This is a genomic window from Neisseria sp. HMSC31F04, from assembly GCF_001807735.1.
GTDB lineage: Bacteria > Pseudomonadota > Gammaproteobacteria > Burkholderiales > Neisseriaceae > Neisseria > Neisseria elongata.
Genome location: NZ_KV790822.1, coordinates 1 through 13528, shown reverse-complemented (window position 1 = coordinate 13528; position 13528 = coordinate 1). Strand labels below are relative to the sequence as shown.

General features: G+C 52.0%; 12 protein-coding genes. All 12 read left to right on the top strand.

Annotated elements, in window-relative coordinates; translation table 11 throughout:
* Positions 1-281: tetratricopeptide repeat protein (locus HMPREF3107_RS12610; RefSeq protein ID WP_246828616.1), on the top strand; the 281-nt coding region annotated here is incomplete at its 5' end.
* A gap of 85 nt (positions 282-366) precedes the next feature.
* On the top strand, positions 367-1704 hold the full coding sequence (gene murD, locus HMPREF3107_RS08210) for a UDP-N-acetylmuramoyl-L-alanine--D-glutamate ligase (protein ID WP_070454863.1): 1338 nt from the start codon (positions 367-369) through the stop codon (positions 1702-1704).
* Between the two features lie 28 nt (positions 1705-1732).
* Positions 1733-2899 carry a putative lipid II flippase FtsW gene (gene ftsW / locus HMPREF3107_RS08205; protein ID WP_070454862.1) on the top strand — a complete coding sequence of 389 codons (1167 nt, stop codon included), beginning with the start codon at positions 1733-1735 and terminating at the stop codon, positions 2897-2899.
* 3 nt (positions 2900-2902) lie between these two features.
* On the top strand, positions 2903-3976 hold the full coding sequence (gene murG / locus HMPREF3107_RS08200; protein WP_070454861.1) for an undecaprenyldiphospho-muramoylpentapeptide beta-N-acetylglucosaminyltransferase: 1074 nt from the start codon (positions 2903-2905) through the stop codon (positions 3974-3976).
* Between the two features lie 301 nt (positions 3977-4277).
* Positions 4278-5690 (top strand): UDP-N-acetylmuramate--L-alanine ligase, encoded by a 1413-nt coding sequence (gene murC, locus HMPREF3107_RS08195; RefSeq protein WP_070454860.1) that lies wholly within the window; start codon positions 4278-4280, stop codon positions 5688-5690.
* A gap of 123 nt (positions 5691-5813) precedes the next feature.
* Positions 5814-6725 carry a D-alanine--D-alanine ligase gene (locus HMPREF3107_RS08190; RefSeq protein ID WP_070454948.1) on the top strand — a complete coding sequence of 304 codons (912 nt, stop codon included), beginning with the start codon at positions 5814-5816 and terminating at the stop codon, positions 6723-6725.
* Entirely contained in the window at positions 6715-7464 is a 750-nt protein-coding gene (locus HMPREF3107_RS08185) for a cell division protein FtsQ/DivIB (protein ID WP_070454859.1), read from the top strand. The genes HMPREF3107_RS08190 and HMPREF3107_RS08185 overlap by 11 nt, the downstream gene beginning before the upstream one ends.
* Before the next feature lie 24 nt (positions 7465-7488).
* Positions 7489-8736 (top strand): cell division protein FtsA, encoded by a 1248-nt coding sequence (ftsA, locus tag HMPREF3107_RS08180; RefSeq protein ID WP_049249336.1) that lies wholly within the window; start codon positions 7489-7491, stop codon positions 8734-8736.
* 136 nt (positions 8737-8872) lie between these two features.
* Positions 8873-10120 carry a cell division protein FtsZ gene (ftsZ, locus tag HMPREF3107_RS08175; RefSeq protein ID WP_070454858.1) on the top strand — a complete coding sequence of 416 codons (1248 nt, stop codon included), beginning with the start codon at positions 8873-8875 and terminating at the stop codon, positions 10118-10120.
* A gap of 197 nt (positions 10121-10317) precedes the next feature.
* Complete coding sequence (gene rpsL / locus HMPREF3107_RS08170) at positions 10318-10689, top strand: 30S ribosomal protein S12 (protein WP_002218431.1); 372 nt, start codon at positions 10318-10320, stop codon at positions 10687-10689.
* Positions 10690-10806: 117 nt separating this feature from the next.
* Entirely contained in the window at positions 10807-11277 is a 471-nt protein-coding gene (gene rpsG, locus HMPREF3107_RS08165) for a 30S ribosomal protein S7 (RefSeq protein ID WP_003745196.1), read from the top strand.
* 18 nt (positions 11278-11295) lie between these two features.
* Positions 11296-13401, top strand: a complete 2106-nt coding sequence (gene fusA / locus HMPREF3107_RS08160) for an elongation factor G (RefSeq protein ID WP_070454857.1) — start codon at positions 11296-11298, stop codon at positions 13399-13401.
* Positions 13402-13528 lie beyond the last annotated feature (127 nt).

The window sequence follows — 13528 nt, the reverse complement described above, 5'->3', positions numbered from 1 at the left end:
AGGCGGCGGATCAGGGGTTAGCCCAAGCCCAAAGCAATTTGGGCGTGATGTATGTTATCGGACGCGGCGTGCGCCAAGACGATGCCGAAGCGGTCAGATGGTATCGGCAGGCGGCAGAACAGGGATTTGCCCCAGCCCAAAACTTGTTGGGAGGGGCGTATGAAAATGGATTAGGTGTGCGCCAAGACCTCGCTCTTGCACAAGAATGGTACGGCAAGGCTTGTCAAAACGGAGACCAAAACGGCTGCGACAATTACCAACGCCTGAAGGCGGGTTATTGAACAGCTCGCGATGCCGTCTGAAAGCGGCTTGAGCAGGAGCGGACATCTCCCTGCACAATATGATTTGTTTTAGGACACAACCAAAATGATTTTCCAAAACAAAAAAATCCTCGTTGCCGGACTCGGCGGTACGGGTATTTCCATGATTGCCTACCTGCGCAAAAACGGCGCGGAGGTTGCCGCTTATGATGCGGAGCTGAAAGCCGAGCGCGTGTCGCAAATCGGTAAGATGTTTGACGGGCTGGTGTTTTACACGGGTCGTCTGAAAGATGCGCTGGACAACGGTTTCGATATTTTGGCGCTCAGTCCCGGCATCAGCGAGCGTCAGCCGGATATTGAGGCCTTCAAGCAAAACGGCGGGCGCGTGTTGGGCGACATTGAATTGCTGGCGGACATTGTGAACCGTCGCGGCGACAAGGTGATTGCGATTACCGGTAGCAACGGCAAAACGACGGTAACGAGCCTGGTCGGCTATCTCTGTATCAAGTGCGGTTTGGATACCGTTATCGCGGGCAATATCGGCACGCCGGTTTTGGAGGCGGAATTGCAGCGCGAAGGCAAAAAGGCGGACGTGTGGGTGTTGGAGCTTTCCAGTTTCCAGCTGGAAAACACCGAAAGCCTGCGCCCGACTGCGGCGACGGTGCTGAACATTTCCGAAGACCATCTCGACCGCTACGACGACCTGCTCGACTACGCGCATACCAAAGCCAAGATTTTCCGTGGCGATGGCGTGCAGGTTTTAAATTCAGACGACGTGTTCTGCCGCGCCATGAAACGCGCCGGGCGCGAGGTGAAATGGTTTTCGTTGGAACACGAAGCCGATTTTTGGTTGGAACGCGAGACAGGCCGTCTGAAACAAGGCAATGAAGATTTGATTGCCACGCAAGACATCCCGCTGCAAGGTTTGCACAACGCCGCCAACGTCATGGCTGCCATCGCCTTGTGCGAAGCCGTCGGTTTGCCGCGCGAAGCATTGCTCGAACACGTCAAAACCTTCCAAGGCCTGCCGCACCGCGTGGAAAAAATCGGCGAGAAAAACGGCGTGGTGTTCATCGACGACAGTAAAGGCACGAACGTCGGTGCGACCGCCGCCGCGATTGCCGGTTTGCAAAATCCGCTCTTCGTGATTTTGGGCGGCATGGGCAAAGGGCAGGACTTCACGCCCCTGCGTGACGCGCTTGCCGGCAAGGCAAAAGGCGTGTTCCTGATCGGTGTCGATGCGCCGCAAATCCGCCATGATTTGGACGGCTGCGGCTTGAACCTGACCGACTGCGCCACTTTGGAAGAAGCGGTTCAGACGGCATATGCCCAAGCCGAAGCGGGCGATATCGTGCTGCTCAGCCCCGCCTGCGCGAGCTTCGATATGTTTAAAGGCTATGCGCACCGTTCGGAAGTGTTTATCGAGGCGTTTAAGGCTTTATGAGGCCGTCTGAAAAAATATTAGGACAACGATGATTAGCGAATCCAAATTACTTGACCGCAAAGTATTGAAAAACGGCCATAAGTTTGACCAATCCCTGTTGTGGATGATGGTGCTGTTGGTGTCGTTCGGCCTTTTGATGGTGTATTCGGCATCCGTCGCCTGGGCGGGATACAACGGCGGCAATCAGTGGCAGGTAGTGGAAAAACAGGCGCAGTTTGTTACCGGGGGACTTGTGTTCGCCGTATTGGCCTTCTGCGTCAAAATGTCGGTTTGGCGCAAAGCGTCGCTGTGGCTGCTGTCGGCCAATATTTTCATGCTGTTGCTGGTTTTGATTGTCGGTCGGGAGATTAACGGGGCAAAACGGTGGATAGACTTGGGTTTGTTCAGTTATCAGCCGAGCGAAACCTACAAGCTGGCGATCATCCTTTATTTGGCCGCGTTTTTTAATCGACGCGCGGAAGTATTGAAAAATCTGAAAAAAATGGTTTTTCCAGGGGGTGCCATCGGAGTCGGACTGGCTTTAATTCTGGTCGAGCCGGATTTGGGTGCGATGGTGGTGGCTTCGCTGATTGGTTTGGGTTTGTTGTTTTTGGCTGATTTGCCGAAAAAATGGTTTGCGGTGGCGGTTATTACGGGTACTGCTGTAATCATTGGGGCTGTATTGATTGAGCCCTACCGTATGGCGCGTGTGGTTTCCTTTCTCGAGCCATTTCAAGACCCCCACGGCGCAGGATACCAATTAACCCATTCCCTGATGGCGTCCGCGCGCGGCCAGTGGTTCGGTACGGGGTTGGGGGCCAGCATCGACAAGCGGTTTTATCTGACCGAATCGGAAGCGCACACTGACTTTATCTTCGCCGTTATCAGCGAGGAATGGGGTTTTTTCGGTATGTGCATGCTCGTCTTTTGCTACGGCTGGCTGGTGTGGCGGGCGTTTTCTATCGGCAAACAGGCGCGCGATTTGGAGTTGTTTTTCAGTTCGTTCGTCGCTTATGGCATCGCATTGTGGCTGGGCGTGCAGAGTTTTTTCCATATCGGCGTGAACATCGGCCTGCTGCCGACCAAGGGGCTGACGCTGCCTTTGGTTTCCTATGGTGGTTCGGCAGCGGTGGTGATGCTGGTCAGCATGGCCTTGTTGCTGCGCGTGGATTATGAAAACCGCCGTAAAATGCGCGGTTATAAAGTGGAAGGATAAAGAATGGGCGGTAAAACCTTTATGCTGATGGCCGGAGGCACAGGCGGCCATATTTTCCCCGCTTTGGCGGTGGCCGAAGCCTTAAAGGCGGCGGGGCAGCATGTGATTTGGCTGGGCAGCGAAGGTTCGATGGAAGAGCGGATTGTGCCGCAGCACGACATCTTGCTGGAGAAACTGGCGATTAAAGGCGTGCGCGGCAACGGCATCAAGCGCAAACTGACGCTGCCGTTTACACTTTTCAAAACCATCCGCGAAGCACAGCGGATTATCAGGAAACACCGGGTCGCCTGCGTCATCGGCTTCGGCGGTTTTGTTACCTTCCCCGGCGGCGTGGCGGCGAAATTGTGCGGCGTGCCGGTTGTGATTCATGAACAAAACGCCGTGGCCGGGCTGTCGAACCGGATGTTGGCGAAAATCGCCCGCCGTGTGCTGTATGCCTTCCCGCAGGCTTTCGAAGCGGAAGACGGATTGGTCGGCAATCCCGTCCGCGCCGATATTGCCAATCTGCCTGCGCCCGCTGAACGCTTTGCCGGACGTGAAGGCCGTCTGAAAATTTTGGTTGTCGGCGGCAGCTTGGGGGCGCAGGTATTGAATGAAACCGTGCCGGCGGCATTGGCCGCATTGCCGGCTGAAATACGCCCGGATGTGCGCCACCAATCCGGGCGCGGCAAATTGGACGCGCTTCAGACGGCCTACCGCGAACACGGCGTAGGGGCGGAGTGCTGCGAATTTATCGACGATATGGTTTCGGCCTACCGCGATGCCGATTTGGTGGTCTGCCGCGCAGGCGCGCTGACGATTGCCGAACTGACGGCTGCAGGTGTGGGCGCGCTGCTGGTGCCGTACCCTTATGCCGTGGACGACCACCAAACCGCCAATGCGCGCTTTATGGTGCAGGCCGAAGCAGGCCTGCTGCTGCCGCAAGCCCAGCTGACTGCGGAAAAGCTGGCGGAAATCATTGGCGGGCTGAATCGCGAAAAATGCCTCGAATGGGCGGAAAACGCACGGACGCTGGCCATGCCCGGCAGTGCCGGACGGGTGGCCGAAGCGGCCATGTCGGCGGCAAAGGCCGTCTGAAAAAACGAAATGCGTCCTTCCGGTTTTCAGACGGCCTCAGACCCTGATGCTAGGCCGTCTGAAAATATCCCGCACATCGGTCTGCAAACCTGTTTTTACTTTAAACAACATGACATCAGGCGGGTAAAAACCTTACAATCCCTTCCTTTTGCCGCGCGTGCAGGCTTGGGTGGAAACGCCTGCGCGCAAACATTTTCAGGCCGTCTGAAAAATAGGGTGAATCGACGTTAAGCCGCTGCGGCACTACTTCCTTTGAACCGGCTTCCAATCCGATTCGCCGTCAAAAATTATTTGGAACACCATCATGAAAAACAGAGTCAAACACATCCATTTTGTCGGCATCGGCGGTTCGGGCATGTGCGGCATTGCCGAAGTTCTGCACAATCAAGGCTATACCGTTTCGGGTTCGGATCAGGCGCAAAGCGCGGTAACCCGTCATTTGGCCTCGCTGGGCGTACAGGTTTACCCCGGCCATACGGCCGAACACGTTCAGGGTGCGGACGTGGTGGTTACTTCCACTGCAGTGAAAAAAGACAATCCCGAAGTAACGGCGGCGGTGGCTCAGCAGATTCCCGTCATTCCCCGCGCGCTGATGCTGGCGGAAATGATGCGTTTCAAAGACGGCATCGCCATTGCGGGCACGCACGGCAAAACCACCACCACCAGCCTGACCGCCTCCATTTTGGCCGCCGCGGGGCTGGACCCCACTTTCGTGATCGGCGGCAAACTTACTGCAGCGGGCACCAATGCCCGTTTGGGCAAAGGCAGCTACATCGTTGCCGAGGCCGACGAATCCGACGCATCGTTCCTATACCTCACGCCTTTGATGTCGGTAGTAACCAATATCGACGAAGACCATATGGACACTTACGGCCACAGCGTCGAAAAACTTCATCAGGCCTTCGTGGATTTTATTCACCGTATGCCATTCTACGGTAAAGCATTTTTGTGTATCGACAGCGAGCATGTCCGCGCCATCCTGCCGAGAATCAGCAAACCCCATGCGACTTACGGGTTGGACGACAGTGCCGACATTTACGCCACGGATGTGGAAAGCATCGGCGCGCAGATGAAGTTTACCGTCCATGCGCGGTTGAAAGGCCATGAGCCGCGTACGTTCGACGTTGTCCTCAATCTGCCCGGCCGCCACAATGTGTTGAATGCACTGGCCGCCATCGGCGTGGCCTTGGAGTGCGGTGTTGATGAAGAAGCCGTCCGCCGCGGTTTGGAAGGATTTGCCGGTGTCGGCCGCCGTTTCCAAAGCTATGGCAAAATCGAGCTGCCTCAGGGCGGCAAGGCTTTGGTGGTGGACGACTACGGCCATCATCCGGTGGAAATGGCGGCTACTTTGTCGGCTGCGCGGGGTGCATATCCGGACAAACGCCTGGTGCTGGCTTTCCAGCCGCACCGCTATACCCGCACGCGGGATTTGTTTGATGATTTCAGCAAGGTGTTGAACACGGTTGATGTGTTGGTGCTGACCGATGTTTATGCGGCAGGGGAAGACCCGCTGCCGCAGGACAGCCGTGCGTTGGCGCGTAACGTCCGCGCCTACGGGAAGGTTGATCCGCTTTATTGCGCCGACGTGAACGAATTGCCCGCCATGTTGCTGGATGTCTTGCGCGACGGCGACGTGCTGCTGAATATGGGTGCGGGCAGCATCAATAAAGTGCCTGCCGCTTTGGTGGAATTGTCCCGGCAGAACGGTAAATAAAATGTGGGAAACGACGGCCGGCCGGATGCAGGCTGAGGCCGTCTGAAAAAATGTGTCAATCAAGATGCCGTCTGAAACCGGTTGGTTTTTTCAGACGGCCTTTGCAGGATGAAGAAGGAAGTTATGCAGGATTTTGGTAAAGTAGCCGTATTGATGGGCGGTTTTTCCAGCGAGCGCGAGGTTTCCCTCGCCAGCGGGCAGGCAGTATTGGAGGCATTGCGCAGCAAAGGTGTGGATGCCCATGCGTTCGACCCGAAAGAAACGCCGTTGGGTGAATTGAAAACACAGGGTTTTGATTGTGCGTTTAATATTCTGCATGGCGTGTTCGGCGAAGACGGCACGGTGCAGGGTGCGTTGGAGGCACTCGGTATCCGCTACACCGGTTGCGGCGTGCTGGCTTCTTCCATCGGTATGGACAAATACCGCAGCAAGCTGCTGTGGAAAGGTTTGGGTTTGCCCGTGCCGGATTATGCCGTGTTGCGCGACGACAGCGATTTTGACGCAGTAGAACGGCAGCTCGGATTGCCGATGTTCGTCAAGCCTGCAAATGAGGGTAGCAGTGTCGGCGTGGTGAAAGTAAAAGAAGCAGGCCGTCTGAAAGAGGTGTATCACGAACTGAAGCAGTTTCGCGGTGAGATTATTGCCGAAGCCTTTATCGGCGGCGGCGAATACACCTGCGGCATATTGAACGGTCGCGCCCTGCCCGGCGTGCGGATTATTCCTGCCACGGAGTTTTACGACAAAGAGGCCAAGTACGACCGCGATGATACGGTTTATCTCTGCCCGTCTGATTTGAGCGAGGAAGACGAACGCCTGATGCGCGATTTGACCGTCCGCGCATTCCATGCCATCGGCGGCAGGGGTTGGGGGCGGATTGATTTTCTGAAAGACGAGTCGGGCCGTTTGTATTTATTGGAAGCCAATACGCTGCCGGGCATGACCTCCCACAGCCTGGTGCCCAAAGCTGCAGCGCAGCAAGGTTTGGATTTCGCACAGTTGTGCGTCGAGATTCTGAAAACGGCTTATGTGGAATAATGCCCAAGCCATGCGCCGTGCCAGCAGGTGGCTTTATGTGGTGGTGTTCGTCATGCTGCTTGGTTCGGCAGGCGTATGGCTGTATCATTCGTCATATTTCCCCGTCAAGCAGGTTAATATCAACGGAGATTTGCTATATACCGATGGGGAAGAATTGCAGAACATTGCCGCGCGCTATATACGGGGTAATGTCTTTAAAGCCGATTTGAACGGTGCTCAGGCTGCGTTTGCCGCAATGCCGTGGATAGCCAAAGCCGAAGTCCGCCGCCGTCTGCCTGATACGGTGGAAATCCGATTGAGTGAGCGCGTACCTGTCGCGTATTGGGAGGATGGCGGTTTGGTAGACAGCGAGGGCAATGTTTTTGCGGGCCGGCTGGATGAGGAAGTGGTTTTGCCGCAATTCAAAGGGCAGGATGGTGCGGGAAAGGTTATGGTGGAGCGTTTTGCCATGTTCAAACGTGAGCTGGCAAAAGAAAAGCTGTCCGTCGTCACTTTGGCCTACACGCCCCGTTCGGCATGGGAAATCGTGTTATCCAACGGCATCACGGTAAAATTGGGGCGCGATAAGGTTGTCGAACGGCTGAAGCGTTTTGTCCGCGTTTGGCCGACATTGCTTAAACCTCAGGCAGATGGTCTTCATTATGTCGATATGCGCTATAAGGACGGTTTTGCCGTCCGCTTGAAAGAACAACAAACAGATAATCAGGGCGGCTTGGAGAGGCCGTCTGAAAACAATTGAAAAATTTAAAAAGACTGGAAGATTATGGTTAAAGGTAAACACTACATCAGTGCCTTGGATATCGGCACCTCCAAAGTGATCGCCCTAATCGGCGAAGTGCAGGAAGACAATCAAATCCATATCGTCGGTATCGGGCAGGCACCTTCACGCGGTTTGAAGGCGGGTATGGTAACGAATATCGATGCAACCGCACAGGCCATCAAACATGCGGTCAGCGAGGCCGAATTGATGGCTGATTGCAAGGTTGGCAGTGTGACTACGGGAATTGCGGGCAACCATATCCGAAGCCTTAATTCCCAGGGCGTGGTTAAAATCAAAGACGGCGAAGTCAGTCAGGCGGATATCGACCGCGCCATCGAAACGGCGAAAGCAGTCAATATTCCACCGGATCACAGCATTCTGCACACTGTGGTTCAGGAATATATTATCGATAACCAGCCCGGTGTGCGCGAACCGATCGGGATGAGCGGTGTGCGGTTGGATACCCGTGTCCACATTATTACCGGCGCGGTTACCGCATTGCAGAATATTCAAAAATGTATTACCCGCTGCGGTTTGCAGATGGATCAAATTATGTTGCAGCCTTTGGCCAGCGGGCAGGCTGTATTAACCGATGATGAAAAGGATTTGGGCGTCTGTGTTATTGACATCGGTGGAGGTACGACCGATATCGCGGTTTATACCAATGGTGCCATCCGTCATACCGCAGTGATACCCGTTGCCGGCGATTTGATTACCAGTGATTTGGCTCAGGCTTTGCGTACGCCTTATGCAGCAGCCGAATATATTAAAATCCATCACGGTGCGGCTCATCCAGATCTGCCGGATGAAGATATGGGCGAGATGGTTGAAGTGCCAAGCGTAGGGGAGCGTCAACCGAGACAAATTTCACGCAAAGTGCTGGCCAGCGTAATCGGTCCGCGCGTGGAAGAAATTTTGGAATTAACCCGTAATGAATTACACAGAAGCGGTTTCTTCGAAGATATGCTGACATCAGGAATCGTATTGACGGGCGGTGCGTCTATGTTGAACGGTATCGTTGATTTGGCCGAAGATATTTTCGGCCTGCCTGCCAGAATCGGCGTTCCGCCGGAAATGCCCGGCGTATCGGAAAGGGTTCGCAATCCTCGAAATGCCACAGTAATAGGTCTGCTATATGCTGCCCGTGGTGATACTGAAGGCAATCAAATTGCTGAAACGGGAGCTGTATATCATGAACATAAAGACGGGTTTTGGGGGAAACTGAAAGACTGGTTGGTGAATAGTTTTTAAGTGCCTATAGGAATATGAGTAAAAGTTATTGAAGGTTTTTGCTAAGATTCGGTAGCTTCTTATATAATCCGCTTATCATTCGCTGTATTTTGTCAAAGTTGTATTGTCCCATGCAGGGCACGAAGGAGTAGTTTTAATGGATTTGGTTTACGACGTAGTAGATTCAGCTGCAAGCCCTGCAGTAATTAAGGTAATCGGTATTGGCGGTGGTGGATGTAACGCCATCAACAATATGATTAAAAACACTATCCAAGGTGTGGAGTTTATCAGTGCGAATACTGATGCGCAGGCTTTGGGAAAGAGTGATGCGCCCAAGCGCATACAGTTGGGTACCAATCTGACCAAAGGGTTGGGAGCGGGAGCTAATCCGGAAGTCGGGCGAGAAGCTGCCTTGGAGGAGAGAGAAGCTATTACCGAAGCGGTTCGCGGTGCCAATATGTTGTTTATTACAACAGGTATGGGTGGCGGTACCGGCACAGGTGCTGCTCCGGTTGTTGCTGAAATTGCCAAAGAGATGGGTATTCTGACTGTGGCAGTCGTTACACGTCCGTTTGAGCATGAGGGTAAGCGCATCCATATCGCTCAGCAAGGAATTGAACATTTGAAGAGTCAGGTGGATTCTTTAATTGTGATTCCCAATGATAGACTTATGACGGCTTTGGGTGAGGATGTTACGGTACGTGAGGCGTTTCGCGCGGCTGATAATGTATTGCATGCTGCTGTGGCAGGTATTTCTGAAGTGGTAACTCGCCCTGGCTTTATCAACTTGGATTTTGCCGACGTTAAAAACGTTATGAGTATTACCGGTATGGCTATGATGGGTTCAGGCTTATCGCAAGGGGTGGATCGTGCACGTTTGGCTACGGAAGAAGCTATTTCCAGTCCGCTGCTTGATAATGTAAGTTTGGACGGTGCACGCGGCGTTTTGGTTAATATTACTACTGCTCCGGGTTGCTTGAAGATGTCTGAGTATCGCGAGATTATGCGCGTTATAGATGATTATGCGCATCCTGACTCTGAGCGGAAATATGGTACGGCAGAAGATGAAAATATGCCTGAGGATGCGATCCGCATAACCATTATTGCAACAGGGTTGAAGGAGAATAATCACTATGCCGCATCTGCAACGACATCGTATAGTGGTAGAGAAATTCAATCAGGTCGTGTCCGTGGTCATGTGTCTGGAGATGGGTATGGCGCAGTAAGTGCGAAAATGTCGGAAGAGGGTGATTTTTCTAATATCGCTGGTGTAATTACGTCTGGTCGAGATGTTAGAAATATGAATTTGGCGGCTCCCGACTTTTCCGATCAGAGGGTGTTGGATGATTTGGAAATTCCTGCAGTATTGCGCCGTCAAAGAGGAAGTATTGACGAAGTATCTTAAGATTTTTTATTGATTAAAAAGTTATTGTAAGGCCGTCTGAAATTCAGACGGCCTTTGTGTTATCAAATTTAGTCAATATCCTACCCAAAGATGCGGTTTAAGTGTTGATTTCTTGACTGAAGATTGCCCAGGATAATATAATTCCACTCTTGTCGACATGGTGTCGGCAAGTATTTAACTCAACAGGACGAGAAAATATGCCAACTATCAACCAATTGGTACGCAAAGGCCGTCAAAAGCCTGTGTACGTAAATAAAGTGCCTGCACTGGAAGCTTGCCCGCAAAAACGCGGTGTGTGCACCCGTGTATACACAACTACCCCTAAAAAACCTAACTCTGCATTGCGTAAAGTATGTAAAGTTCGCCTGACCAACGGTTTTGAGGTGATTTCATACATCGGTGGTGAAGGCCACAACCTGCAAGAGCACAGTGTCGTACTGATTCGCGGCGGTCGTGTAAAAGACTTGCCGGGTGTGCGTTACCACACTGTACGCGGTTCCTTGGATACTGCAGGTGTTAAAGATCGTAAACAAGCCCGTTCTAAATACGGTGCTAAGCGTCCTAAATAATTACAGGGACTTAAATAGGCACGTCGGCCGCCTAAGCTGAACAACGGCCGAGTAAGTGAATACTCTGTTGGGTATTCATGGGAATTGACCCGACTGAATAGATTAAAGGAAATTAAAATGCCAAGACGTAGAGAAGTCCCCAAGCGCGATGTATTGCCTGATCCTAAATTCGGCAGCGTCGAGCTGACTAAATTCATGAACGTATTGATGATTGACGGTAAAAAATCTGTTGCCGAGCGTATCGTTTACGGTGCATTGGAGCAAATTGAGAAAAAAACCGGCAAAGCAGCAATCGAAGTATTCAACGAAGCCATTGCAAATGCCAAGCCTATCGTGGAAGTGAAAAGCCGCCGTGTAGGTGGTGCAAACTACCAAGTTCCTGTTGAGGTTCGTCCTTCACGCCGTCTGGCTCTTGCAATGCGCTGGGTTCGCGATGCGGCCCGCAAACGTGGTGAGAAATCCATGGACCTGCGTTTGGCAGGCGAGTTGATTGATGCGTCCGAAGGTCGCGGCGGTGCGTTGAAAAAACGTGAAGAAGTACACCGCATGGCTGAAGCCAACAAAGCATTCTCTCACTTCCGTTTCTAATTTTGAAAGGCTAATAAAATGGCTCGTAAGACCCCGATCAGCCTGTACCGCAACATCGGTATTTCCGCTCATATCGACGCGGGTAAAACCACTACTACAGAACGTATTTTGTTCTATACCGGTTTGACCCATAAATTGGGCGAGGTACATGACGGTGCGGCTACTACCGACTACATGGAACAAGAGCAAGAGCGTGGTATTACCATTACCTCTGCTGCCGTAACTTCCTACTGGTCCGGTATGGCAAAACAATTCCCAGAACACCGCTTCAACATCATCGATACCCCGGGGCACGTTGACTTTACCGTAGAGGTAGAGCGTTCTATGCGTGTATTGGACGGTGCGGTAATGGTTTACTGCGCGGTGGGTGGTGTTCAGCCGCAATCTGAAACCGTATGGCGTCAAGCTAACAAATACCAAGTACCACGCTTGGCGTTTGTAAATAAAATGGACCGTCAAGGTGCCAACTTCTTCCGCGTTGTCGAGCAAATGAAAACCCGTTTGCGCGCAAACCCTGTACCTATCGTAATTCCGGTTGGCGCCGAAGACAGCTTCAGCGGCGTTGTTGATCTGCTGAAAATGAAATCCATCATCTGGAACGAAGCTGACAAAGGTACAACCTTTACCTATGGCGACATTCCTGCCGAGTTGGTTGAAACTGCTGAAGAGTGGCGTCAAAACATGATTGAAGCTGCAGCAGAAGCCAGCGAAGAATTGATGGATAAATACTTGGGTGGCGACGAGCTGACTGAGGAAGAAATCGTAGGCGGTTTGCGCCAACGTACTCTGGCAGGCGAAATCCAACCTATGTTGTGTGGTTCTGCATTTAAAAACAAAGGTGTTCAACGTATGTTGGACGCAGTTGTAGAATTGCTGCCAGCTCCTACCGATATTCCTCCAGTTCAAGGTGTTAATCCTAACACTGAAGAAGCCGACAGCCGTCAAGCCAGCGATGAAGAGAAATTCTCTGCATTGGCGTTCAAAATGTTGAACGACAAATACGTTGGTCAGCTGACTTTCATCCGTGTTTACTCCGGTGTGGTGAAATCCGGTGATACCGTATTGAACTCTGTAAAAGGCACTCGTGAACGTATCGGTCGTTTAGTGCAAATGACTGCTGCAGACCGTACTGAAATTGAAGAAGTACGCGCTGGCGATATCGCAGCTGCTATCGGTCTGAAAGACGTTACTACCGGTGAAACCTTGTGCGCAGAAAATGCACCGATTATCTTGGAACGCATGGAATTCCCTGAGCCGGTAATCCATATTGCCGTTGAGCCGAAAACCAAAGCCGACCAAGAGAAAATGGGTATCGCCCTGAACCGTCTGGCTAAAGAAGACCCTTCTTTCCGTGTCCGTACAGACGAAGAATCCGGTCAAACCATTATTTCCGGTATGGGTGAGCTGCACTTGGAAATTATTGTTGACCGCATGAAACGCGAATTCGGCGTGGAAGCAAATATCGGTGCGCCTCAAGTGGCTTACCGCGAAACTATCCGCAAAGAAGTCGAAGCTGAATACAAACACGCCAAACAATCTGGTGGTAAAGGTCAATACGGTCACGTTGTGATCAAAATGGAACCTATGGAACCAGGTGGCGAAGGCTACGAATTTATCGATGAAATTAAAGGTGGTGTGATTCCTCGCGAATTCATTCCGTCTGTAGATAAAGGTATCCGCGATACCCTGCCTAACGGTATCGTTGCAGGTTACCCAGTAGTTGACGTACGCGTACGTTTGATCTTCGGTTCTTCACACGACGTTGACTCCTCTCAACTGGCGTTCGAATTGGCTGCTTCTCAAGCCTTCAAAGAAGGTATGCGTAAAGCCAATCCTGCTCTGCTTGAGCCAATCATGGCAGTTGAAGTGGAAACCCCTGAAGAATACATGGGTGACGTAATGGGCGACTTGAACCGTCGTCGTGGCGTTGTATTGGGTATGGATGATGACGGTATCGGCGGTAAAAAAGTCCGTGCCGAAGTACCTCTGGCAGAAATGTTCGGTTATTCTACCGACCTGCGTTCTGCAACCCAAGGCCGCGCTACTTACTCTATGGAGTTCAAGAAATATTCTGAAGCTCCTGCCCACGTAGCTGCTGCTGTAACTGAAGCCCGTAAAGGCTAATCAGGCAAAATAGGTCGTCTGAAAGGCTGAAATGATTTTTCAGACGGCCTCTGTTCTTTAATCGATCTTTAATGTAAAGGAATTAGCTCATGGCTAAGGAAAAATTTGAACGTAGCAAACCGCACGT